The organism is Bacteroidota bacterium, assembly GCA_016699695.1.
GTDB lineage: Bacteria > Bacteroidota > Bacteroidia > Bacteroidales > UBA10428 > UBA10428.
This window is the reverse complement of sequence record CP065006.1, coordinates 3,561,591-3,586,310: the sequence shown is the minus strand read 5'-3', so window position 1 is coordinate 3,586,310 and position 24,720 is coordinate 3,561,591. Positions and strand designations below refer to the sequence as shown.

Sequence of the window (24,720 nt, the reverse complement as noted above, 5' to 3'; positions counted from 1 at the left end):
GGTGCATTTCCATTATCTTTAGTTGCATGAGGTTTCACCTATCCATCGGACTACTACTTTTATTTTGCATTGCACCAAACCTGCAGGGCCAGATTATTCCATTTAAAAACTACACCGTGCGCGAGGGATTGCCCTCGAATTACCTGCGTGACATGGTAGAGGACCACAAAGGCTATATCTGGCTGGCAACAGCCAACGGACTGGCAAAATTCGATGGCTACCAATTTGTTAATTATACTACAGAAGATGGATTAATAGATAATTTTCCCCGATGCCTGGCAGTGGACCAACAAGGCAAAATTTGGGCAGGAAACAATAGCGGAGGTTTATCGATTATTAATGATTTTGGAATAAAAACAATCGATGAATCAGATGGCTTGGTTCCTGGTGCTATAGACCTGATTTTTGTGGACAACCAAAACCGAGTGTGGGCCTGTGGCTTTAATGGAGGCATATCGGTTATTCAGAATGATACCCTGGTAATAAATCCATTTGAAAGTCTGGTACAGACTGAAATAGTAATTTCTTATCTGATCGATAAGAAAGGAAATATATGGCTGGGTACCCGCTCCGGTGTTATTGTATTCGATAGAAATTTACATGCTAGTTTTCCATTTGGCCTAGAAAAAATGTTTGTACAAGATATTTATGCCGATAGTCAAGATCGTATCTGGATAGCCACAGAAGGCAAAGGAGTTTCTATGCTTGACAAGGAACATCTGGTACATTACAACACCTCCAACGGACTCACCAGCAACATTGCCCTTTGCCTTATGGAAACAGACTCAGGTGAAATGCTGGTCGGTACCTATGATGGCGGAATTAATGTCATTAAAAACAACAAAGTATATCCACGTTATGTCAGCCAAACCAAAAATTACCAGATCTGGCAGATGCTGAAAGATTCGCAGGGGAATATCTGGGCGAGAACGCTTGAAAACGGAGTAGTTAAGATCAGCCAAACCTTTCAAAATTACTCAATAGAGAACAATCTTGTAAACCCTTATGTATTTAAAATTAGCGAAGACAGCTATGGCAATATCTGGATTTTAACTGAAGGAGGCATTTCGAAATATTCCGAAGCATTTTTCGAAGTATTCCGAGATGATTTTGTTTACGACGATAAATACATACTCGCCCTGCATATCGCACCCGATGAATCAATTCTGGCAGGAACCGGCAGTGGTCTTACCCTGTTCCGCAATGCAGAATTAAGCCAGCAATTCTCTGACGAAAACGGACTTCCGGAAAAACCGGCAGTTCAATCCATCATCAGCCATCAGGACAAAGTCTATCTTGGAACCAATAATTTTCTTAGTCTGAAAAAAAGCCCATCCGGCTATTTCCCTGAAGAAGCAATCGATAAAACCAAAGCAAGAGATATATACGACCTTAAGGTTTACAAAGATTATGTGTATGGCGCAAGCACCGATGGTTTGCTGGCATACCATATACCTTCGGGCAAGCTAACCTACCTTAATTCCAACGATGGCCTGATATCGAACGACATGTACTCGGTCGAAATCGACAGTGCTGGTCGCATCTGGTGCGGTACCGCCTATGGCTTGTCGGTTTACAGCGGTTCTGTATTTTACAACTTCACTACCTTTCATGGACTACCGAATAACTTCTGTAACGACATTACTTTCGATCGCAAAGGGGTTGCCTGGATAGCCACCGACAAGGGAGTCTGTTCGGCCGTATTGAGCGAAAAACATGTGTTTTCTACACGGAATTATTCTACAAAGCACGGTTTAAAATCCAACTCAACCGTATCAATTATTTCTGATAAGGAGGGGAAAATATGGATAGGCCATAACCAAGGGGTAGACCGCCTCGATCCGGTTACCAAAGAAATTAAACACTTTGGCCTTAAAGAAGGCTTTCTTTCCATCGAAAACAACCTGGGAGCCATTGCTCGCGACAAACAGGGGAACATCTGGTTTGGCACCGCCGATGGCATCATCAAATATTCGCACGAACACGACCTAAAGAACGAAACACCGCCCAAGGTGTACATTCGAAGCATACAATTATACAACGACACTTCATCCATTGACCCCTACTATTCGCAAATAGACTCTGTTACACTTTTACCCGCTGACCTGCGCCTGCATCACCGAAAGAAAAATTTGTATTTCGAATATGTGGGTCTGCACTATACCCTTGTGGAGAAAAACAGCTATCGTTACAGACTCCTGGGCTACGACGAACAATGGTCGGAACCTACCACAGCCATTCAATCCATTCCTTACCAAAAGTTGCCTCATGGAAAATACACCTTTCAGGTGATGGCAGCCAATTGCGACGGAGTGTGGAACGAGACCCCTGCTGAGATCAGTTTCGAGATATTGGCACCCTTCTGGAAGAAGTGGTGGTTCCGGATCATAGAATTTAGCAGCCTTTTATCGCTTCTTTTTTTGATTATCTTCTTACGCGAAAGAAAGCTTCGCATCGACAAAAAAATACTTCAACAAAAAGTAAAGGAACGTACCCTCGAAATTGAAAAACAAAAGGACCAGATACAGGAGCAGCACAATAAAATTTCGCAGCAGAAGAAAGAAATTACCGATAGCATACATTATGCACAACATATACAATCGGCCATTCTGCCAAAGGATGAAACCATTGGACCCTTGCTGAAAGATTATTTTATTTTGTACAAACCACGCGACATTGTAAGTGGCGATTTTTACTGGATACAAGAAAAAGAACACAAAGCCATTGTAATTGCGGCAGATTGTACCGGACATGGGGTACCAGGGGCATTTATGAGTATGTTGGGGGTTTCTACCCTCAACGAAATTGCTACCCGGCAGGAAACCCTAAAAGCCGGAGAAATTCTCGACCAACTTCGAAACCACATCATCAGCACCCTGTCGCACACCCGCAAGGACGAAGAGGCGCGCGATGGAATGGATGTGGCTATGTGTATCATCGATTTTGAGAACAAAAAACTACAATATTCGGGTGCCTACAACCCGCTTATAATCGTGCGAAAGGGTGAAGCGGAAGTAGTAAAAGCCGATAAAATGCCCGTCGGGCTTCATTCAGGTGAAATGACTTCCTTTAGCACCACCATCCTCGATGTAGTTTCGGGCGATTGCCTTTACTTGTTCTCCGATGGCTATGCCGACCAGTTTGGAGGGCCCGAAGGAAAAAAATTTAAATCAGGGGCATTCCGCGATTTACTGGTTGAGATTAGTACCCATCCCATGGCAGAACAAAAACAAATACTGGAAGAAAAAATACAGGAATGGATGGGGGAATACGAACAAGTAGACGATATGCTTGTAATCGGTATTCGAATACCATAAGCTTACTCTAAACCTTACCATTTAAGTAGTATATTCAATAGGCAATCAGCAGAGTATGTGGAGCATAATCAATCTTAATAATATTTTAACGGTTATAAGTCGGAACCTTTTTATAACTGCAGGAGCTTTAACGAGCTGCATTGCTGTTGCCATTTGGCAGAAAGAAAGTCCTAGCCCATTTATTTATTCAACCTTAATTACTTCTTTGCTGGGATTGATATTATGGATTATTACAAAAAGAAAAATCAATGCCCATACTACCAGCCGAAAAGACGCATACCTAACAGTAGCAATCTCTTGGATTAGTATTTGTCTTTCTGGTACCCTGCCCTATTTGTTTTCACAATCTATACCCTCCTTTACGAATGCCTTTTTTGAGTCAGTTTCGGGTTTTACCACTACCGGATCATCTATACTTGCAGACATCGAAATAATTCCCAAATCTATCTTGTTCTGGCGAAGCCTTACCCATTGGATTGGAGGTATCGGAATCATTGTGCTGGTCATTGTTATCATGCCTACCTTGCGAATAGGAAGTTATCAGCTATTTACCATTGAATCTTCGCTGCAAGAGAAAATTCAACCTAAAATCAGGTCAGTAGGAATTCGACTATTTTTTATCTATTTAATCTTAACACTGACAGAGATCTTTCTTTTATTGTTTGGCGGAATGGATATTTTCGATAGCATTTGTCATGCTTTTGGTACCATCTCTACAGGTGGTTTTTCACCAAAAAACACAAGTATCGCAGGGTATTCGAATTACATACAGTATGTAATCATGATTTTTATGTTTCTTTCGGGAATAAACTTTGTAATGCATTATTATTTGTTAAGTCGAAACTTTCAAAAAGTAAAAGTGAACGAAGAGTTGCGCTTATACATTCTTGTAATAATACTGGTGGGTGGTATCATTACCCTGGGTTTGTTTTTTCAGATGCAGAAACCTTTTGAACTAGCTTTCCGGGAAAGTTTCTTCCAGGTAATTTCCATTATTACATGTACCGGGTTTGCAACAGCCGATTACCTGCTATGGCCGCAATATGCATGGGTAATTATATTTTTTTCTATGTTTCTGGGAGGGTGCATGGGATCAACTTCCGGAGGCATAAAAATTACACGTCATTTGATATTGCTTAAGAATCTCTATAGAATTTTCAAGCTACTTAGGTTTCCCAATGCCATAATACCTATAAAAGTCAATAACAAACCTATCTCTGATGAAAGTAATGCCTCGGTTTTATCATTCATAGCCCTTTATGTTATCCTATTTACATTTGGAGGTGTTATTTTAGTAACCCTGGGCATTGATATTAAAACATCTTTTAGCTCAGTTGCAACATGCATGGCAGGCATAGGCCCTGGTATTGGAACTATTGGCCCAGCAAGTAATTTTGCCCATTTACCTCAAAGTGCTAAGCTTATTTTATCTTTTTTTATGTTACTTGGAAGACTCGAGATTTATGCTTTTCTGATATTGTTTTCGAAAGATTTCTGGAGGAAATAGCTATATTACAAAATTGTTTTTGGCCATTTTCTTGAATTCCTTTTGTAACTTTAAATTGTTTACCACAAACCTTATCAACTATGAAAAATAATTTTACAATAGGTCTTGTTTTGATATTAGGGATTTTCTTTGCTCCTATTCAGGCCCAAATGCAGTACAAGTTTATTTACACTGGTTCGCCAGCTGAACTAAGCCTGAACCTTACCGATAGCGCAGGTTTCTCTTATTCAGCCGGCACTTTCATTTCCAGCAATTTCAGTTATTTCGACAAAGCAGTAAATGGTCCTGTACCTTCGGGTGGCTATGGAAATAGTTATTTTGTAATGAAAACCATGTCCAATGGTAAACCTGTGTGGTTGAATTCCATACGCAGCAACACCGACAGCACTTATATCAATTTTGCTTCAAGTTGTATCAACAACAAAGGGGAGATGGCCTTTGCCTTTACAGCCAGTTATGGGCAGAGTATTACCATCGATGCGATTAGTCTTCCGCTCGAGAAGCCCTATGATAACTGGTATATTGCGAAGATCAGTAAAACCGGATTCCTAATGTGGTTAAAGCCAGTCTATTTCGATGGCGTTTCGTCTTATGGAAGCATAAAAGACATGGCTATGGATGAGGATGGCAATGTTTACCTTGCAGGCGATTTTACGGGCGACATAGCCCGTTTTGACAACAGGGCGGTAGTAGGTGCTGTAACCGACGCACAGCTGTTTCTGGCAGCATATAACAGCAAAGGAGAAGCACTTTGGGCCTCCACCAACAAATACATTCCCGACCAGGACAATGGAAATATTAACCTTAGCAGCATGTGCCTTAGCCCTGAGGGTAACCTGCTCCTTTGCGGAAACACCGATGGATACAAGCATTTTCTTTTTAATACCGATACGCTTTTTCAATCAGGCACTTCCGACGGATTTCTTGCACAATATTCTGCCTCCGGCATTGCGCAATGGGCCATTCATTTCAGGGGCAACTATGCGGATGCGGTGAATGAAATTGTTTGCGATAACGATGGAAACATCAGTGTTTTGGGTTATTCGAGCAGTGAAGGAATGCTTGTTGGAGAGCAAAGTTTTTCTACTTCCGGACCTGGCAGCTACGATGCCTTTGTTGCCAGTTTCAACAGCCAAAAGGCATTCAGGTGGCTGCGTTCGATCGAAACTCAATACAACGAATCGATTCCTCAGCACAGAAAAAACAACCAAAAAATAGGGGCTGACTCCGAAGGAAATATTTATTTTATCGATGAGTTCACCGCTTCCATCGCCCTTGGCCAGGAAGTAAACCGAGGAACCAATGGAAGCAGCGACCTGCTTATGGCCAGTTTTAGCCCTGAAAGTGGAAATACCCGTTGGAGTTTTTCAGCCGGAGGGATAGCCAGCGATCAGTTTTCAATCTCCAACATCGGGAGTGATGGCAGCATACTATTTGGCGGATATTATTACGATCCTTTTGTCATTGGCGATTTCTACATGGGAACATCAAACAATAACAACAGCTATTACTTCTCCCGCCTTACACACGAGGGTATTCCCGAGTTCTCGCAAGCCATACAGGGTAACAATTCCGATTACATCTATTTAAACGACATCAGCCAGGATCTTTTTGGCAATGTAATGGTAGCTGGCACTTTTTATGGAGCCAACAACGAAATAGACGGTATTAGCCTAAGCAACGAATTCAACCAGGGAATTTATCTTGGCCGTTATACCCGCTATGCCAGCATAGCAGGAATGGTGACCGATGAAGATGGCGTACCTGCAGCCGGAGGATATGTGGTGGCTTATGGCAATACACAAAATAGCCGTTCTCCCATAATCGATAGCATACCCATTCAAGCCGATGGTAGCTTCGAAAGCACAGTTATTCCTTTTGGCAGCTATATATTAATGGCTCTGGCCACCGACAATGCAGGTACTGCATACCTTCCGGCATATTATCCTTCGCCCATACACTGGGATTATTGTGAACGAATCCTAATCAATGAACCCATTCGCTATGCGCCTAAAAACATTGTAGTTTCCTCCTATATTCCCTTGACCGGAGAAGGTGGTTTTCAGGGCCTGGTAACAGAAGCAGACGAATCCGACCTCTTCAAAGCAATAAATGCAAAACCAGCTAAGGGTGGACGAGCTTCGCTTGCATCTACAAGAACCACGAAAAGCACAGATTACGAAATTATCGAGGTAACAACTACCGACGAGAATGGCTATTTTAGTTTTAACAATGTACCAGATGGTACTTATACCATTTTTATCGAAATTGCCGGCATTCCGGTGGAACAATTGTATGACCTCGAAATAACCGGCAACCAGTTTATCAGCAATGTGGATTATTTTGTGGGCGAAGAAACAATCACACCCACTAACCCCGAAATACCTGTGATAACAGGCACCAGGCAGCCTTTAGAAAGCCTGACGAAGGTTTATCCTGTACCATCCAATGAGGGAGTGTGGGTTGAAACTAATGACAATTTGCTCATTCAAAGCGTCATGGTTACCGACCTGCAGGGCAGAACAATGCTCACCCTCAAACCGGAACAAACTTCAATCTATATTGATGAGCTTCCGGCCGGAGTCTATTTTGCCCGTGTGCGCACACAACAATCCTCCGAAACAATTCGATTTATCATCACACCTTCTGGAAAATAAGGAGAAATAAATATGACAGAGAATTTATCAATAGCCCCTGGGTTAAAATGGCCGTAGACAAATTGTACTAGTTTGAACCAGGCAACAAGATAAAAATATTAGAAACTAATAAACAAACATGAACATTTCACAAAACCTGCTGTTAATTGAGTGTTCGTTAAAAAACAGTTAAAAAAGTATCACTATTCTATGGCTACATTTGATATTGTAATGCCCAAAATGGGAGAAAGCATTCAGGAAGCTACCATCACCAAGTGGTTTAAAAAAGCGGGCGATAAAGTGGAAGAAGAAGACGTACTTCTTGAAATTGCCACCGACAAGGTCGATTCCGAAATACCCTCCCCGGTGGATGGTGTAATTGTTAAAATATTGTTCGAAGAAGGAGCACTGGTTCCGGTAGGTAAAGTAATTGCAGTGATTGACCTCGATGGCACTGCCTCTGTTACTGCTGAAGCTTCTACCGTAAAAGCTGAAAAAGCTCCTGAACCAGCCGCCAAAGCGAAAGCTGAACCCCTTGCTGTAAAAGGCGACTTTAGTAAAAACGACAAATTTTACTCACCACTTGTAAAAAGCATAGCCAGCAAAGAGAACATTCCGATAAACGAACTAGATCAGATACAAGGCTCAGGGCACCACGGAAGAGTGAAAAAAGAAGATGTGCTTCACTACATTAAAAATCGTGGTAATGAACCTGTGAAAGCCACAGCAACTGCTTCAACTTCAGGAACCGCTCCGGCAATAAAAGCTCCGGCAGTATCAGCAGGTCCCGGCGACACCATCGTACAAATGGACCGCATGCGTAAGCTTATTGCCGATCATATGGTGATGTCGAAACAGGTATCGCCTCATGTCACCAATTTTATTGAGGTGGATGTAACCCCGCTAGTTTTCTGGCGCAACCAGGTAAAAGACAGCTTTAAAAAACGAGAAGGGCAAAATATTACCTACATGCCGGTGTTTATTGAGGCTGTAGCCAAAGCCCTCAAGCAATATCCGGGTGTCAATGCCTCGGTAAGTGGCGACTCAGTGATCCTGCGTAAAAACATCAACATAGGTATTGCAGTTTCTTTGCCTTCCGGTAACCTAATTGTACCGGTAATTAAAAATGCCGACCAGAAAAGCCTTTTGGGTGTTACCATTGATATGAACTCATTAGCAGATAAGGCCCGCACCAACAGCCTGTCGCCCGACGATATTGCCGGCGGTACCTTTACCATTTCCAATTTTGGGTCTTTCCGTAACCTCACTGGCACACCCATCATAAATCAACCCCAGGTTGCCATTCTGGCTACAGGAAATATCGAAAAGAAACCAGCAGTACTTGAAACACCTACCGGCGATGTAATTGCCATCAGGCATAAGATGATTCTGGCCCTTACCTACGACCACCGTGTTATCGATGGGGCTCTGGCAGGAGGTTATCTGCGATACCTGGCCGATTTGCTTGAACAGTTTGATACCGCACGAACCATTTAAGTTTATAAACAAAATCCGGAGCCATGAACCGGAAAACATTTTTTTAATTAAGTTTAGAGCGATTCTAAATAAACAACAAAGCATGCATTATGGCATTTACCGAATTACCTGTTAAACAGAAATATACTATAAAAAATACCCCAAAGGAAATTCTCGAAAAGTGGTATTATCTTCTGGCCCTTGGCCGTGCCCTAGACGACAGGGCCCCTAATTACCTGAAACAAGCCATTGGCTGGTCTTATCATGCTGCGGCAGCCGGACACGATGCAATTCAGCTGGCCATTGGACAAGTATTCGATAAAAATACTGATCATTTGTTTCCATATTACCGCGACCTTGTGACCAATGTATCAGCCGGGCTTACTGCCGAAGAAATTATCTTCAATGGAATATCGAAAGATACGGATGTGGCTGGCGGAGGTCGGCATATGTCGAATCACTTTGCCAAACCCGAATGGAATATTCATAATGTTTCGTCCTGCACAGGCAACCATACCCTTCATGCTGCGGGTGTAGGAAGGGGCCTAAAAAAATACAAGAAAAAGGGCGTTGCTATCAGTTCACAGGGCGAATCATCTGTCTCTGAAGGCTATGTGTACGAAGCCATCAACGGCGCTTCGAACGAACAGCTACCAGTAATCTTTGTCTTCCAGGATAACGGTTATGGAATTTCGGTACCAAAAAAAGACCAGACAGCCAACAGAAAAGTAGCCAACAATTTCTCAGGACTTAAACACCTTCGTATCATTCATTGCAATGGAAAAGACGTATTCGATTCGATGAATGCCATGGTTGAAGCCAAGGAATGGGCTATTTCAAATCAAAATCCTGTAATCGTGCAAGCCAACTGCGTGCGCATTCATTCACACTCCAACAGCGACCGCCACGAGTTGTACCGCGATGATAACGAACTAAATTATGTGCGCGAATACGACCCACTTGGAAAATTTGCACGCCTGTTGGTGCGTTACAATCGTCTCACGACCGAAGAATTGGCTCAGATAGATGCCCGTATCAAAGAGGAAGTTAAAGCTGCCCATAAAAAAGCCCTTGCTGCTCCAGACCCTGATCCAGCTTCCATCTTCGATTTTGTAATCGGTAAAGAATATGTATCGGAAAAATATCCCGAAGGTCTCCACGATTATAAAGGTCCTGAGAAAAAACTTATTGAAGGTATTAACGAAACCCTTAAAGCCGAATTCAGGCATAACCCCGACACCTTTATCTGGGGGCAGGACATAGCCCATAAAGAAAAAGGCGGTATTTTTAATGTATCCAAAGGTATGCAGCAGGAGTTTGGCATCGAACGGGTTTTTAACGCCCCTATTGCCGAAGATTTTATCATGGGTACCGCCAATGGACTTTCCCGCTTCGATAAAAAAATACGCATCGTGGTTGAAGGTGCTGAGTTTGCCGACTATTTCTGGCCAGCCATGGAACAGTTTGTAGAAACAACGCACGAATACTGGAGGTCGAAAGGCCAGTTTTCTCCTAACATTGTAGTGCGTCTGGCCTCTGGTGGATACATTGGAGGCGGTTTGTACCACTCACAAAACATCGAAGGTTCACTCACTACCTTCCCGGGTACAAGGGTAGTTTATCCCTCCTATGCCGATGATGCCGCAGGATTGCTCCGTACCGCCATGCGCTCGGAAGGTATGACCGTTTTCATGGAACCGAAATTCTTATACAATGCCCCGGTGGCTTCAGCTCCGGTTCCGGACGATTTTGAGGTTCCTTTTGGAAAAGCCCGAGTACGCCTGGTAGGTTCTGATCTAAGTGTATTTACATACGGAAATACAACCCACATGTGTGTGCAGGCAGCCGAAAAAATTGCCAAAGATACAGGTGCGAGTATTGAGGTAATCGATTTACGTTCGCTCCTTCCCCTCGATGAGGAAGCCATTCTGGCATCGGTTCGTAAAACTGGCAAAGCCCTTGTTGTACACGAGGACAAAGTGTTTGGAGGTTTTGGTGGCGAAATTGCGGCACAAATCACCGAAAAAGCCTTTGAATACCTCGATGGCCCAGTACGCCGGATAGGCTCCACATTTACACCCGTAGGTTTTAACCGCATACTGGAAAAATCCATACTCCCCAGCATGGAAAAAATAGAAAAAGGAATGCTTGATATTTTGAAATACTAAATACACAGGCAGAACAAGAAGAAAGTTTAAAATATAACTACTTCTGCCTAAATTGATTAATGTAAGTATTATGAAGAAAATAGGTTTGATATATAGTTACAATACCAACAAAACAGCATTGGTAGCAAAAAAGATACTTGAGAATTTCGAAGACAAGGAAATTGAAGCGGTGAATGCCGAAGAAATTACCGGAAAGGTATTTGCCTCTTTCGATAACTTAATTCTTGGCTGTCCAACATGGTTCGATGGAGAACTTCCAAATTACTGGGATGAATTTGTTCCCGAACTCGAAGAGTTAAAATTAAAAGGAAAGAAGATTGCTATTTATGGCAACGGCGATCAAAAAGGCTATCCAGAAAACTTCTGCGACGCAGTAGGCATAATGGCAAATTTGGTAGAAAACTTAGGTGCCACTTTAGTCGGCTTCACTTCGCGCGAAGGCTATTCCTACGAGAGCTCAAAAGCCGAACGGGGTGAACATTTTAGTGGATTGGCCATTGATTTCGAAAACCAGGCTAAACTCAACAACCAGCGCATTACTAAGTGGTGCGAACAGTTAAAGAAAGAATTTCAGTAGAAAATTGTTACACCACACAATATAAGCTTTTCTAATTAATGCCCTAAAGCCTGTTATAAGCCATATGGTTTAAAACAGGTTTTTTTGCATAACCTTACCGGACAGATCCGAACCGGAATCATCAACCCGTTCTGCAAACAGTAAATCATCTTTAAGCGGCACTAAAAGTGAAAGGGCCCTCTCGGTGCTCAAATCCGGATCGATCCAGATCTTCTCAGTTTCTTTCGTAAAAATTACAGGCATGCGTTTTTTGGAATTGTGTATTTTCTCCATCAAAGCATTGGCCGCTGTAGTAACAATAGTAAAGCTTTCGACCACCTCGCCGGTATTGTTGTTGGTCCAGTAATCGTAAAGTCCGGCCATGGGCATGGCAATATCATCCTTTAAACTTATAAAATAGGGAATTTTTATTTTGCCCAAATGCTGCCATTCGTAAAATCCATTGGTCAATAAAAGGCATCGTTGACTTTTGAGTGTATGTCGGAAAGAGGGTTTTTCAAGCAGTGTTTCAGCCTTGGCATTCAGTGTTTTGGTGCGAATATCGGCAGCTTGCTGTGAATTTTTCACCCAAAAGGGAATTAAACCCCAGCTGATGGCATCGATGCTTTCGGGCGATTCAAGCTTGATCACGGGCACTTCGGGAAGGGAAAAACCCGACACCCTCTTGCCGGGCGAATAAGGCCTGTTATGCTTAAAAGCTGCTCCGAATCGCAGTTCCAGCTGCTCGCGGGTAAGATTTTTTTCGATGGTATAACACACCTTGTTTAAAATGAAGGTTCACTAAAAATTAAATTTCGAAAAAATCAGGCACAATTCAAGAATAAATCCTTACTCGTTCTATATTTCATGGTGCAACCAGAGCAACGAGCTGTCGCCATAGCTTAAAAACCTAAAATTGTGTGCAAGGGCATACCGGTATACTTCTTTCCATCGTTCACCAATAAATGCAGCAATTAACAAAAGTAAGGTACTTTTTGGCTGATGAAAATTTGTAATCAGCGCATCGGCCATTCTAAATCTGTATCCGGGCACCACCATAATTTGGGTAGTAGAAGTAAGGAAATCCTGTTTTTCTCTTTCAAGATATTCACTAATTGCCCGAATACTTTCCTGACGGCTAATATCAAACGAATTTTCGCGCCAGTACCATTGTTCGAGCGAAGCCGGATTTTGATTTTTTATAATTTTCACACCAAGCCAATATATGCTTTCGAGGCTGCGAAGGCTGGTGGTTCCGGTGGCAATAACCGGTCCGGAATGCCCTGCCAGGGAGTCCAGTATTTTTTTCGATACAATAATCTGTTCGCCGTGCATGGCATGGTCCAATGCATTGGTGGTTTTTACCGGCTGAAAGGTACCTGCTCCCACATGCAGAGTGAGCTCAGCCAAAGTAACCCCTTTGCGACTCAATTCATCAAGAATATCCTTTGTAAAATGCAATCCGGCGGTAGGTGCTGCAACCGACCCGCTGGCTTTACCATAGACTGTCTGATAGCGGATATGGTCGATTGTTTCTGTGTCGCGGCACAAATAGGGAGGTATTGGCATTTTTCCTGCCACTTCCAGAATTTCGCCAAATGTGATGTCTTTGTCCCAGCTAAATTGAACTATAGGGTTTCCCTGGTTATCAATGCCCTTTTGAAAGGCTACCAGCTTCACCGATAAATTAGATACTATCACACTTTGCTCCAGGCATCCTTCTTTCCATTTTTTCAAGTTACCAACCAGACAGCTCCAAATGCAGCATTTACGGGCACTAAAAGTCAACTGGTAATCGTCCGGGTCAACGGGACTCAGGCAAAATATTTCTATGGCAGCACCAGTTGGTTTGGTAAATGCAAGCCTGGCATGAATAACACGTGTATTATTGGTCACAACCAAACTACCTGGCGGAATTTCGGAAGAAATATCAGCAAAACCTTTCTCCTCCAGAACCAATCCAGGCTTAACGATTATTAACCTCGAACCCTCTCTGTTTTCCAAAGGATACCTAGCTATCCTATGTTCAAGCAGTTCGTAGTCGTATTCCGAAATAGCTAAAGGCTTCACACTAAGTTTTAATTTATGATGCGGCAAAAATAGTTAATTTTATACGCTACAAGTTCTCGGCACAAAAACCTTTGTTGCAAATTGGCAATTCAGATGGCTCGCTATAACTCAATACCTGCAATAGACTATTGAAAAAAAAACTTAGAACTTGCAATAAATTGTGTTTAGAGAAAAGAAATATAAAACATTAAAAAAATGGCACTAACAATTGGCAGCAAAGTTCGGTTTCTGAACGACATAGGTGGAGGAACGATCATATCGATGATCGATAGCCATACGGCAGAAGTTCAAACCGACGATGGTTTTGAAATTCCAGTTCCTTTGACCGAACTACTACCCGACCAGAATTCAACTTACGATGGAGTAGGAAGTGCAGAGGTTCGTCCCATTGAAACTCCAACGCCTGCAAACTTAAAACCGCAAATAAAACCTGAAGCCTATCGGCATCAAAGTTTCGATGGTCAGGCTTTTTTGGCAATCATTCCCGAAAATGAGCGTTTGCTGCATGTAAGTGACTTTTTACTGTACCTGGTGAACAACAGCACCTATAGTTTGCAATTTCAGGTAGCCCAAACCGAAGGCAGTGTTTTCGAGTTGATAAAAACCGGACGCATCGAAGCAGACAGCAAAGCACTGATTAAAAAATACAGTCAGACTGCCATTGGAAAAATAAAAAAACTACGCATCCAGGGCCATTTTTATAAAGAAGGCCTTTACAATCCACAACCTGCGCTGGATGCCACCCATTCGCTTGAGTCATTGAGTTTCTACAAAGCAGCAGAGTTCTCGGAGAACGACTATTTCAATGAAAAAGCAGTGCTTTTCATGAAAGAAAACCTCGATATGGCCGAGGCTGTTAAAAATCTGAGCAAAAATGACCTGCTCAAAGTAAAACAAGTGAAAGACCCTAAACCGGTGCCTGTCGAAAAGCCTTTACAATCAGAATTAATCGAAGTCGATTTACACATCGAAGAAATAACAGAAAGCCATGCCGGCCTTTCGAACAGTGAGATAATAGAAATTCAGCTTGCACGCTTTGAAACAGCCCTCGAAACTGCCGTGCGCTCGAATTCAAAACGTATTGTATTTATACACGGAGTAGGCAATGGAATACTCAAACTTGAACTTCGCAAAAAGCTCGACCGTAAATACCCTCAATTGAAATACCAGGATGCCTCCTTCAAAGAATATGGATATGGTGCCACGATGGTTAGTTTAAAATAAATATTTTATGTTATTGCTTATCAATTACTTAACACAAAAAACAATTTCAGGTGTTTGCCTGTAATTTATACTAATTCTATATAACAAATCTTTCTATCTGATTTACTGAATTTTAGAACTGGTTTTATTTCATATAACAATCTTCAAAAAGTATTTATTGTATTGATAATGTACTAGATAGTTACTATCTTCCTTTCTGACAAAAACCCATAACAAGCATTAATTCAAATACGTATATTTGACTAATTGTATATAGATATCTATATACTTCACTACAAAAATATTTTTACATGGCATCCAGGAGAGATTTTATAAGGATTTCCGGCCTCGGTCTAGGCGGTGTGGTGCTTGGCAGTAATGCAGCCTACCAGGCATTTTCTCAAACCTTTCTGAACAACGATCGTCTGGATCTGGGGAGCTTAAGACGCACACCTACCTATTGCGAAGTATGTTTCTGGAAATGTGCCGGCTGGGTATACAAAAATGATCAAGGGCAAATACAAAAAATAATAGGCAACGACGACGACCTGCATTGCAACGGAAGATTATGCCCCCGTGGAACCGGTGGAGTAGGAATGTATTACGATACCGACCGTTTAAAGAAACCATTATTACGAGTGGGTGAGCGGGGTCAGCAAACCTTCAAAGAAGTGAGTTGGGACGAGGCATTGCAATACATTGCCGATAAAATGCAGGCAATAGCCAAAGAGCATGGACCAGAATGCGTAGCACTTTTTAACCACGGATCGGGAGGCGCCTATTTTTCGCGTTTGCTGAAAGCCTTCGGATCACCAAACATCACAGCGCCTTCGTATGCACAATGCCGTGGACCCAGAGAGGTAGCCTTTTTAGCAACCTTTGGCGAAGGGGTGGAATCACCTGAACGTACTGATATCCGCGATACCCGCTGCCTGGTACTTATTGGTTCGCACATTGGCGAGAACATGCACAACGGGCAGGTTCAGGAAATGTCTGACGCCATTGATAAAGGCGCTTCGATTATTACTGTCGACCCGCGTTTTTCAACTGCTGCAAGTAAATCGAAATTCTGGTTACCCATTAAACCAGCTACCGACCTGGCTCTCCTACTTGCCTGGATTCATGTAATAATCGAAGAAGGTTGGTACGACAAAGCCTATGTCGAGAAATATACCTATGGTTTTGAACAGCTTCGCGAACACGTAAAAACCATGACACCCGAATGGGCACATGGCATTACCACCATTGAACCTGCCGTGATACGTGAAACCGCGAGGGAAATGGCCAATGCCTCACCGGCAGTTATCATTCATCCCGGCCGGCACGTTACCTGGTATGGCGACGACTCTCAGCGATTAAGAGCGGTGGCCATTTTAAATGCCATTCTGGGAAGTTGGGGCCGTCGTGGAGGCTTTTACAGGCCTGCAGAAAAAAAGTTACCCTCATACCCTTTCCCACCCTATCCAAAACCCACCAGAACATGGCAGGATGCTTACCCCGGTTTGTTTCCGCTGGCAGGTCTGGCACTTGCTTCGGGTATCTGCGATGCCACCATCCCGGCCCACGGACGCAGTTGTTCCTTTAAGGCCTGGATTGTGCTTGGCACCAACCTGATTGAAACCCTACCGAACCAGGCGAATACCATTCAAGCCATACAAAACCTCGACCTGCTGGTAGCCATCGATACCATGCCCATGGAAATTACAGGATGGGCCGATGTGGTGCTACCGGAATGCACATACCTCGAACGCTACGACTCCATCCGCGAAAACCCGCACCGGAAAGGACAATTGGCCTTGCGCATGCCCGCCATGGAACCACAATACGATTCGAAACCAGCCTATTGGATGGCACGCGAACTGGCCATTAAGCTGAACCTGGCTGCATGGTTTCCGTTCGAGAAAATGGAAGATGAACTCGATTGGCAACTCAAACAAGTAGGACTTTCGCTGGCCGAAATGCAGAAAGAAGGAATAAAAACATTTGAGCGAGAGTACGACGACCTCTATTTTGCCCCTGATGAAGAGATAGAATTTCCGACCAATACAGGAAAAATTGAGTTATACAGCACCGAATTCGAAAATGCAGGTTTTGATCCAATACCAAAATATACCCCACATCCCGAACCTCCTGAAGGTTATTACAGGTTAAATTATGGCAGGGGGCCGGCGCATACATTCAGCCGCACGGCCAACAACCCAAACCTCACCGATTTAATGGACGAAAACATGCTTTGGGTAAATCCCAGAGTAGCGCGGGAATGGGGCCTTTCGAACGAACAACCTGTATGGCTGCGAAACCAGGATGGGGCAACCTCCAGGTTTCCGATAAAAGTGAGAATTACCGAACGCATACGATGGGACTCAGTTTACATGGTGCATGGTTTCGGCCACGAAGACAAGCGACTTACACGCTGCTTTGGAAAAGGGGCCAGCGATTCGAAACTGATTACCCGTGTGCATGTCGATCCGGTAATGGGGGGCACCGGCATGAGAGGAAACTTTGTTACTTTTTTAACCAGCGAACCTAAAGCAGAGGAGGTACAACGATGAGGTATGCCATGGCCGTCGATACCAAAAAATGTGTAGGCTGCAGCGATTGCGTAGTGGCCTGCCAAACCGAAAACAATGTACCCATAGGATTTTGCCGCGACTGGGTGGTGGAGGTTACCGACGGTACCTATCCACAACTCGAAATTGAAATCAGAAGCGAACGGTGCAACCACTGCAACAATTCGCCCTGCGTGCGCTGTTGCCCAACAGGTGCAAGTCACTACAGCGATGGAGGTATTGTACTGGTCAATTCCGAAAAATGTATAGGCTGTGGAGCCTGTATTGCCTCATGTCCCTACGATGCACGCTATTCGCACCCCGATGGTTATGTCGATAAGTGTACTTTCTGCATACACCGTGTAAAAAAGGGCCAGGATCCGGCATGCGTAGCCGTGTGCCCCACTAAATGCATGTATTTTGGCGATCTGGATGATCCTAAAAGCCCGGTATCGGTAGTTCTGAAAAAAAGAAAATATAAAACACTGATTCCTGAGGCAGGAACGCAACCCGAACTGTATTTTCTGATTTAAAAGTATTGTAAGAAAGAAAGTAATGACAGATCAAAACTTTATCAGCCTATAAGCAATTACTATCATGAGAGAAGAATTAATCATAAGCGGCCGTAACAATTACCTGATCGATCCGGTGTTGCATATTTGGCATTGGCAAATACCCCTGTACCTCTTTCTTGGCGGATTGGCAGCAGGTGTGCTATTCTTTGCCGCACTCTTCAAAATTCTTGGTAAAGAAAACGAGTACCCAAGTGCTGTAAAAATAGCCCCCATGATAGTGCCTTTCCTGCTCATTCTTGGATTATTCGCGCTTTTTCTGGACCTGAAACACAAATTGTATTTCTGGCGATTGTATACCACCATCAAACTGCAATCGCCTATGTCCTGGGGAGCATGGACGCTGATGGCAGTGACCCCTCTTTCTTTTATTTGGGCAGCCTTGCATGTAAAGGAAGTGTTTCCGAAATGGAAATGGCCCCATAAAATGTTTGATGATCTGGAATCCATTCTGAAAAAATACATACTGGAAATTGCCTGGTTTATACTGGTGTTCTCAGTGATTTTAGGTGTATACACCGGTATCTTATTTTCTGCTTTTAATGCCAGGCCGCTATGGAATACTTCCATTCTCGGGCCACTCTTTCTGGCATCTGGATTATCCACAGGTGCTGCAGCCATTATGCTCCTTAGTAAAAGTGAAACAGAAAGAAAAAGATTTGCCAAAATTGACTTGATGCTAATTGCCGTGGAGCTCTTTTTAATTGTACACATGTTTATGGGTTTTCTGGCAAGCACACAAGTTCAGATCGATGCAGCCAGCCTTTTCCTTGGGGGTGAGTATACCGCTCCCTTCTGGATTTTTGTAGTAGGTTTTGGTTTGGTAATACCTGCTATTCTTGAAATATTGGAACTTAGAAAATACCATATACCTGTCTACATCTCCGGGTCGCTGGTACTTTTTGGTGGTATTATGCTCCGGTTTATAATTGCCAATGCCGGCCAAGCTAGTCGATGGTTGTATTAATAAATTGAATAAAACAGATAAAAACAGATATATTATGACAACAAAAACCAAGTACCTCAACCCCTATATCGGCGGTGTTTTGCTGGGGCTTATTCTGCTCGCGGCCAATTTCATTGCCGGGCGCGGACTGGGTGCCAGCGGTGCCATTAAAAGTACAGTGGTGGCTGCTGTTAAAGAAACTGCCCCAACACATTATGCAAATAGCACCTATTACCAGGAGTTTGAAGCCAGTCACGAAAAAGGAAAAAGCCCATTGAACAACTGGCTTGTTTTTGAAATGATGGGAGTAATAGTTGGAGGATTCTTCTCTGGCGCACTGGCCGGAAGGTTGAAATTAAAAACCGAACATTCTCCACGCATCACCTCTAAAAGAAGGCTGATTTTTGCTCTGGCCGGAGGCATTTTATTTGGTTTTGGTTCGCAGCTGGGAAGAGGATGCACCAGCGGCTCGGCATTGAGCGGCATGGCAGTGCTATCCATGGGCGGCATAATTACTATGGCGGGTATCTTTGGTACAGCCTTTCTGTTTGCCTATTTCTTCCGCAAAAACTGGATTCAATAATTAATAGGCTAGAAAACTTTAAGTAAACAAATAAAAAAATAAAAAAATGGGACCATTAGCACCATACGAAATAATTTCTGCCAATACCAACATGCTGCTTGCATTTGTAATCGGAATTGGATTTGGGTTTGTACTGGAAAGTTCCGGCTTTTCATCGAGCCGTAAACTTGCCGGTGTTTTTTACGGATACGATACCGTTGTGTTGAAAGTGTTTTTTACCGGAGCCATCACGGCTGCCTCCGGGCTTCTTTTCTTTAGCCTTTTCGGTTGGGTCGATTTAGCGATGGTGTATGTAAACCCTACCTACATGCATTCGGCCATATTAGGCGGTGTTGTAATGGGCCTTGGATTTATCATGGGGGGCTTTTGCCCGGGAACCAGCTTTTGCGGTGCTTCCATTGGAAAAATTGATGCCATGGTATTTATTGCCGGGCTGTTTATTGGGGTTTTTGTCTTTGGCGAAGGTTACCCTATGTGGGAAAAACTCTTTATGGATGGCTTTCAGGGATATCCAAAACTAAGCACCGTAATGGGTATATCCGATGGAGTGTTTACCCTGCTTATGATTGCAGCAGCACTCGGAATGTTTTACGTGGGCGAATGGGCAGAAAAAAAATTCCCTCAGCCGGAGTATTAGTACTGATAAAATCAAAATTTTATTGAAATAGAAGCTATTCATAATCTTGAAAAAAAATGAAAACACGCATCATAATATCCATCGTATTTTTGGGCTTAGGTTTTATATTGGCTGCTATACCACAAAATACAACCCTGAAATACAAACTCACCGCCGAGGAGTTATTAACTGAAGCCAACAACAGCGTAATGTTTTATTCGCCCGACGAGGTAGCACAACTGCTCATTCAGAAGGATCCGAACATTCGGTTAATTGATGTGCGCACACCTGACGATTATGACAAATATGCCTTGCCCAATGCCATCAACATACCTCTTAGCGATTTGCTATCGGAAACCTATCGCGATTTCCTCGACCAGGATGTCTATCAAAATATACTTTATTCCAATGGTACCACCGATGCAGTAAAAGCCTGGATGATACTTCGTCAGTTGGGTTGGGAAAATAATTTTGTTCTTCAGGGTGGGTTAAACTACTGGGCAGAAACCATCCTGAATCCTCAGGCTCCGCCAAGCACAGTGGCAAGTGATGAAATTGCCCGGTACGATTTCAGAAAAGGAGCCAGTCAATCGCTAGGAGGCGGATCGCTGGAATCGACAGAAGCTTCAGTTTCGTCGGCTGCTCCTAAACCAATGGTAAAAAGCACTCCGAAAAAGAAGAAAGCACAGGGAGGTTGCTAATTCACCTGAAAAAATAAATCGGGAAAGAAATTATTCTATTCGCACAAAAAAAAATGAACGAATTTGATAAGGTGTCGGAGAATAAATTACTTTTGAGCCGCCTTTTCAAGCTATAAATATGCAAACCAACAGACCATTCTTTGGGTCGAAAGTAGGTTCAAAATATGTTCTTCGGGTTGCCCGACCTATTCTTAATAGCCTTATGTTTATTCTGCTGGGCTTTCTCATCACAGCGGTAATTAATAAAATTGGCTATAACATCCAGTCGAACAAAATAATAATTTTTGCCCAGAATCAGTACCGCGTTTTGTTTACCCTCATTGGTATTATTTACCTTTTGAGGGTTTTAATGTGTATAGGATTTAAAAGTTATACAGTAGACCTGGTAACCTTTTTGTCTCTTGCACTTATTATTTTTATTACCATAACCCTCAATCTCGACAGAAATATCGTATGGTTGAACAATTTCTACTATTATGCTTTAATCGTATTCTTACTGTTTTTATTTGAACTCTCGCGTTATGATATCAAAAGCCTAAGCCTGGTGTTAAACCCTGCCCAGTTGCTTATGTTTAGTTTTGCCTTTATCATTTTACTCGGTTCTGCTCTTCTTATGCTTCCAAAAGCCACTATCCAACCCATAAGTTATGTCGATGCCTTGTTTACTTCTACCAGTGCCGTTTGTGTTACCGGACTGAATGTGTTGGATACTCCCCAGACTTTCACACTGCTTGGGAAAAGTGTAATTCTCTTACTTATTCAGGTTGGTGGAATTGGTATCATGACCTTCACCTTTTTCTTCGGTTACTTTTTTAAAGGCACAACCTCGTCATTCTCTGAGAAGTTTGTGTTAAGCGACTTTTTAAGCGATGAGAACGTATCGGATATTGCCAAAACCCTGCTGAAGGTGGTAGTGATGACAATGTCTATAGAATTAATCGGAAGTATCATTTTGTTTTTTAGTTTCGACCCAACATACTTTCCCACCATTGATAAACGTATACACCTTTCCGTTTTTCATTCCATTTCGGCTTTTTGTAATGCAGGTTTCTCTACGATCGAGGGTGGCTTTTACCACATTAGCACAAGAAACTCAGCCTTTCTACTTTACACGATTTCGGGTTTAATTGTTCTGGGGGGAATTGGATTTCCCATTTTGCTGAATGTGTATACTTTTCTGAAAATAAAAATCAACCGCATTAGTCTTTTCTTTGGTCGTAAAAGTAACGCAGTGATAGTACCTCAAATAATTAACCTTAACACACGGATTGTAGTTCTAACTACTATCTTTTTAATCTTAGTTGGGGCTGTTTTATTCTATTTATTCGAACAAAATAACAGCCTTGCAGATTATAGTATTCCATTAAAAATAGCGCATTCGGTATTTGGAAGCGTAACTCCCCGTACTGCCGGTTTTAATGCGATCGATTATGGTGGAATTACCAGTGTCACCATAGCCCTCACCATATTTTTAATGTGGGTGGGTGCTTCACCGGTATCAACCGGAGGTGGTATAAAAACAACCACTTTTGCAATAGCGATAATGAATACATTTCGAATTGCACGCATGAAAAACCATATCGAAATGCATCAGCGCGAAATACATGAGCGTTCGGTAGACCGCTCGTTTGCTATAGTTATCTTATCGATTATAATTTTAGGCTGTTCATCGGTGGTTATGGTTTTTCTGGAACCCCATCTTGGTGTTCGCCAAATACTTTTTGAGTGCGTATCGGCTTTTGGAACTGTTGGTTTATCGATGGGCATTACACCAATTTTAAGCGATGCCTCGAAATTACTATTGGTCGGATTAATGTATGGCGGAAGGATGGGGATTTTGACATTGCTCTTTGCAGTATTCCGCAGAAAAAGCACTTCGGTGTATCGCTATCCGAAGGAGAACGTTGTTATTATTTAAAATAATTCACATGAACTTTGTAATCATTGGTCTTGGAAATTTTGGTGCTTCGCTGGGTAAAAAACTTACCTCTTTAGGGCACGATGTAATTGGTGTGGATAAAGATATGGCTAAGGTTGACTATTTTAAAACCACCATCAAAAACACCATTTCTATGGATATTACCGATATCCACGCACTAAAAACCCTGCCTCTGAAAGATGCAGACATGGTAGTAGTGTGCATTGGCGATGACTTTGGTTCGTCCGTAATGACAACTGCATTGTTAAAAAAGCTTGGGGTAAATAACATCTATAGCCGCGAAAGTTCGCTGGTGCACAAAACAGTGTTAAATTCTCTGGGCGTTTCCAACACAATCAACCCCGAATACGAAACTGCCAGTGTATTTGCCGAGCAGCTTACCATGAAAGGGGTTTACAGCATCTACAACGTATCGGACGATATTAAAATTGCAGAAGTAGGAATCCCTATGGAATACATTGGACAAACCATTATGGACATTGATTTTAAGAATCACCATAAAATTATCCTGTTGGCATTGAAACAACTCGACAAAAAATTATCGACCCCTACCCTTGTGAAATGGAATGCCATCGAAAAGAAAAACCTCGAAACAGATGTAGTGCTTGAGAGCGATATGCGTTTTATTGTAAAAGGAAAGAAGAAAGATATTATGGACTTTATCAATTTATAAGGAACTTGTTTAACGGAAGAGCCCCTGCTAAAAGTGAAAATCATTTAAGCAGGGGCTTTTTTCTTTTAAAGCACTAGGCTTTGTCGTATTTATGGAGGTCTTTCTCGTCGTATTCCAGGGTAATTTTTGTACCATAGGCCTTATCTTCCAGTTTTTTCGACTCCGTGATAATGCTTTTATCTCCTCCTCGCTCGATAAACTGAATGGCAGCCTTGATTTTCGGTGCCATGCTTCCTTCGCCAAAGGCTCCTGCTTCTAATAATTCGCGGGTATCGGCCAGGTTTAAAAACTCGAGTACTTCCTGGTTAGGCTGACCAAAGTTTTTATACACAAAAGGCACATCGGTAAGAATGTAAAACTCATTGGCACCAATCTGGTTTGCCAGCATAGAAGAGGCAAGGTCTTTATCGATTACGGCTTCCGATGGGCGCACATTTTGTTCTTCGTCTATATACACAGGCACTCCACCACCGCCTACGGCAATAATAATGGTACCTTCCTTGGCATTGCGAGCTATCACTTCCCAGTTCATAATGTGCTTGGGCATTGGCGAAGGTACTACCCTTCTGTATCCGGCTGTTTGTTTCTTTTCTTCCTTGTAAACCCAGCCTTTCACCTCGGTCATTTTGTTGGCTTCTTCCAGACTGATGGCTTTACCAATACGCTTGGAGGGGTTTTTAAATGCTTCGTCATTGGGGTCTACTTCCACCATGGTCATTAGGGTGAGTACGTTTCTTTTAATTCCATGGCGGGTAAGTACATTTTTTAAAGCTCTCTCTATCATATACCCGATACCACCCTGCGAATCGGCTACACACACATCCAGCGGCATTTGTGGTATATTATACATGTGCTCTCCTGCATCGTTCCGCATCACTATATTACCTACCTGTGGTCCGTTGCCGTGGGTAATAACAAGGTTGTATCCTTGTTTTAGAAGAAAAACAATGTTCTCGAGGGTATCCGTTGTATTTTGCTCTTGCTGGTCGATGGTTCCATCCTGGTTGTCGCGCAAAAGGGCATTACCACCCAATGCAATCACTGCCAATTTACTCATAGCTTTTTGAATTAAACATATTGCGATTTATCAAATTCTCATCCGACAGCAAATGATACTTATCGTACTTTCTGTATACCTTGGTTAGTGTCTGAATCCTTAATTGCTCTGTAGAAAAAATCATTTCACCTGCCACTTTTTGTGATAAATA

General features: G+C 42.6%; 18 protein-coding genes. 15 read left to right on the top strand and 3 right to left on the bottom strand.

Going from position 1 to position 24,720, the window contains the following annotated elements; translation table 11 throughout:
- Positions 1 to 26: 26 nt before the first annotated feature.
- The 6 genes from IPM71_14920 to IPM71_14895 all read left to right on the top strand — a co-directional run bounded on the left by IPM71_14920 (position 27) and on the right by IPM71_14895 (position 11,681).
- A complete protein-coding gene (locus IPM71_14920) occupies positions 27 to 3,317 on the top strand; it encodes a SpoIIE family protein phosphatase (protein ID QQS50856.1) in 3,291 nt (1,096 codons plus the stop codon).
- Positions 3,318 to 3,384: 67 nt separating this feature from the next.
- Positions 3,385 to 4,824: a TrkH family potassium uptake protein gene (locus IPM71_14915; protein ID QQS52853.1), complete on the top strand. Its 1,440-nt coding sequence runs from the start codon at positions 3,385 to 3,387 to the stop codon at positions 4,822 to 4,824.
- Between the two features lie 80 nt (positions 4,825 to 4,904).
- Positions 4,905 to 7,481: a T9SS type A sorting domain-containing protein gene (locus IPM71_14910; protein ID QQS50855.1), complete on the top strand. Its 2,577-nt coding sequence runs from the start codon at positions 4,905 to 4,907 to the stop codon at positions 7,479 to 7,481.
- Positions 7,482 to 7,670: 189 nt separating this feature from the next.
- Positions 7,671 to 8,957, top strand: a complete 1,287-nt coding sequence (locus tag IPM71_14905) for a 2-oxo acid dehydrogenase subunit E2 (GenBank protein QQS50854.1) — start codon at positions 7,671 to 7,673, stop codon at positions 8,955 to 8,957.
- A gap of 89 nt (positions 8,958 to 9,046) precedes the next feature.
- Complete coding sequence (locus tag IPM71_14900) at positions 9,047 to 11,104, top strand: 2-oxoisovalerate dehydrogenase (protein QQS50853.1); 2,058 nt, start codon at positions 9,047 to 9,049, stop codon at positions 11,102 to 11,104.
- A gap of 70 nt (positions 11,105 to 11,174) precedes the next feature.
- A complete protein-coding gene (locus IPM71_14895) occupies positions 11,175 to 11,681 on the top strand; it encodes a flavodoxin (protein ID QQS50852.1) in 507 nt (168 codons plus the stop codon).
- 69 nt (positions 11,682 to 11,750) lie between these two features.
- Here the strand turns inward: IPM71_14895 and IPM71_14890 are convergent, their stop codons facing one another.
- On the bottom strand, positions 11,751 to 12,440 hold the full coding sequence (locus IPM71_14890) for an SOS response-associated peptidase (GenBank protein ID QQS50851.1): 690 nt from the start codon (positions 12,438 to 12,440) through the stop codon (positions 11,751 to 11,753).
- Positions 12,441 to 12,518: 78 nt separating this feature from the next.
- Positions 12,519 to 13,757 (bottom strand): S-adenosylmethionine:tRNA ribosyltransferase-isomerase, encoded by a 1,239-nt coding sequence (locus IPM71_14885; protein QQS50850.1) that lies wholly within the window; start codon positions 13,755 to 13,757, stop codon positions 12,519 to 12,521.
- 168 nt (positions 13,758 to 13,925) lie between these two features.
- Between IPM71_14885 and IPM71_14880 the strand changes: the two genes are divergently transcribed.
- The 9 genes from IPM71_14880 to IPM71_14840 all read left to right on the top strand — a co-directional run bounded on the left by IPM71_14880 (position 13,926) and on the right by IPM71_14840 (position 23,512).
- Positions 13,926 to 14,954 (top strand): DUF2027 domain-containing protein, encoded by a 1,029-nt coding sequence (locus tag IPM71_14880; GenBank protein ID QQS50849.1) that lies wholly within the window; start codon positions 13,926 to 13,928, stop codon positions 14,952 to 14,954.
- A 290-nt stretch (positions 14,955 to 15,244) separates the two neighbouring features.
- Positions 15,245 to 17,485: a molybdopterin-dependent oxidoreductase gene (locus tag IPM71_14875; protein ID QQS50848.1), complete on the top strand. Its 2,241-nt coding sequence runs from the start codon at positions 15,245 to 15,247 to the stop codon at positions 17,483 to 17,485.
- The gene (locus IPM71_14870; protein QQS50847.1) at positions 17,482 to 18,015 is read left to right on the top strand and encodes a 4Fe-4S dicluster domain-containing protein; all 534 of its coding nucleotides are present in this window, start codon (positions 17,482 to 17,484) and stop codon (positions 18,013 to 18,015) included. Before IPM71_14875 ends, IPM71_14870 begins: the two co-directional genes overlap by 4 nt.
- A 64-nt stretch (positions 18,016 to 18,079) precedes the next feature.
- A complete protein-coding gene (nrfD, locus tag IPM71_14865; GenBank protein QQS50846.1) occupies positions 18,080 to 19,021 on the top strand; it encodes a polysulfide reductase NrfD in 942 nt (313 codons plus the stop codon).
- 34 nt (positions 19,022 to 19,055) lie between these two features.
- Entirely contained in the window at positions 19,056 to 19,583 is a 528-nt protein-coding gene (locus IPM71_14860) for a YeeE/YedE family protein (GenBank protein QQS50845.1), read from the top strand.
- A 46-nt stretch (positions 19,584 to 19,629) separates the two neighbouring features.
- Positions 19,630 to 20,220, top strand: coding sequence for a YeeE/YedE family protein (locus tag IPM71_14855; protein ID QQS50844.1), 591 nt, complete (start codon positions 19,630 to 19,632; stop codon positions 20,218 to 20,220).
- Positions 20,221 to 20,276: 56 nt separating this feature from the next.
- Positions 20,277 to 20,900, top strand: coding sequence for a rhodanese-like domain-containing protein (locus IPM71_14850; GenBank protein QQS50843.1), 624 nt, complete (start codon positions 20,277 to 20,279; stop codon positions 20,898 to 20,900).
- A gap of 118 nt (positions 20,901 to 21,018) precedes the next feature.
- Complete coding sequence (locus tag IPM71_14845) at positions 21,019 to 22,818, top strand: ATPase (protein QQS50842.1); 1,800 nt, start codon at positions 21,019 to 21,021, stop codon at positions 22,816 to 22,818.
- A 10-nt stretch (positions 22,819 to 22,828) separates the two neighbouring features.
- Positions 22,829 to 23,512: a TrkA family potassium uptake protein gene (locus IPM71_14840; protein QQS50841.1), complete on the top strand. Its 684-nt coding sequence runs from the start codon at positions 22,829 to 22,831 to the stop codon at positions 23,510 to 23,512.
- A 73-nt stretch (positions 23,513 to 23,585) separates the two neighbouring features.
- Here IPM71_14840 and IPM71_14835 read toward each other — a convergent pair whose 3' ends face one another.
- The gene (locus tag IPM71_14835; protein ID QQS50840.1) at positions 23,586 to 24,569 is read right to left on the bottom strand and encodes a carbamate kinase; all 984 of its coding nucleotides are present in this window, start codon (positions 24,567 to 24,569) and stop codon (positions 23,586 to 23,588) included.
- Between the last annotated feature and the right edge of the window lie 151 nt (positions 24,570 to 24,720).

What these genes read in the sequence shown, in the direction of transcription:
- IPM71_14920 (QQS50856.1), top strand. Translation starts at nt 27, where the DNA reads ATGAGGTTTCACCTATCCATCGGACTACTACTTTTATTTTGCATTGCA.
- IPM71_14910 (QQS50855.1), top strand. Translation starts at nt 4,905, where the DNA reads ATGAAAAATAATTTTACAATAGGTCTTGTTTTGATATTAGGGATTTTC.
- IPM71_14905 (QQS50854.1), top strand. Translation starts at nt 7,671, where the DNA reads ATGGCTACATTTGATATTGTAATGCCCAAAATGGGAGAAAGCATTCAG.
- IPM71_14900 (QQS50853.1), top strand. Translation starts at nt 9,047, where the DNA reads ATGGCATTTACCGAATTACCTGTTAAACAGAAATATACTATAAAAAAT.
- IPM71_14895 (QQS50852.1), top strand. Translation starts at nt 11,175, where the DNA reads ATGAAGAAAATAGGTTTGATATATAGTTACAATACCAACAAAACAGCA.
- IPM71_14880 (QQS50849.1), top strand. Translation starts at nt 13,926, where the DNA reads ATGGCACTAACAATTGGCAGCAAAGTTCGGTTTCTGAACGACATAGGT.
- IPM71_14875 (QQS50848.1), top strand. Translation starts at nt 15,245, where the DNA reads ATGGCATCCAGGAGAGATTTTATAAGGATTTCCGGCCTCGGTCTAGGC.
- IPM71_14870 (QQS50847.1), top strand. Translation starts at nt 17,482, where the DNA reads ATGAGGTATGCCATGGCCGTCGATACCAAAAAATGTGTAGGCTGCAGC.
- nrfD (QQS50846.1), top strand. Translation starts at nt 18,080, where the DNA reads ATGAGAGAAGAATTAATCATAAGCGGCCGTAACAATTACCTGATCGAT.
- IPM71_14860 (QQS50845.1), top strand. Translation starts at nt 19,056, where the DNA reads ATGACAACAAAAACCAAGTACCTCAACCCCTATATCGGCGGTGTTTTG.
- IPM71_14855 (QQS50844.1), top strand. Translation starts at nt 19,630, where the DNA reads ATGGGACCATTAGCACCATACGAAATAATTTCTGCCAATACCAACATG.
- IPM71_14850 (QQS50843.1), top strand. Translation starts at nt 20,277, where the DNA reads ATGAAAACACGCATCATAATATCCATCGTATTTTTGGGCTTAGGTTTT.
- IPM71_14845 (QQS50842.1), top strand. Translation starts at nt 21,019, where the DNA reads ATGCAAACCAACAGACCATTCTTTGGGTCGAAAGTAGGTTCAAAATAT.
- IPM71_14840 (QQS50841.1), top strand. Translation starts at nt 22,829, where the DNA reads ATGAACTTTGTAATCATTGGTCTTGGAAATTTTGGTGCTTCGCTGGGT.
- IPM71_14835 (QQS50840.1), bottom strand. Translation starts at nt 24,569, where the DNA reads ATGAGTAAATTGGCAGTGATTGCATTGGGTGGTAATGCCCTTTTGCGC.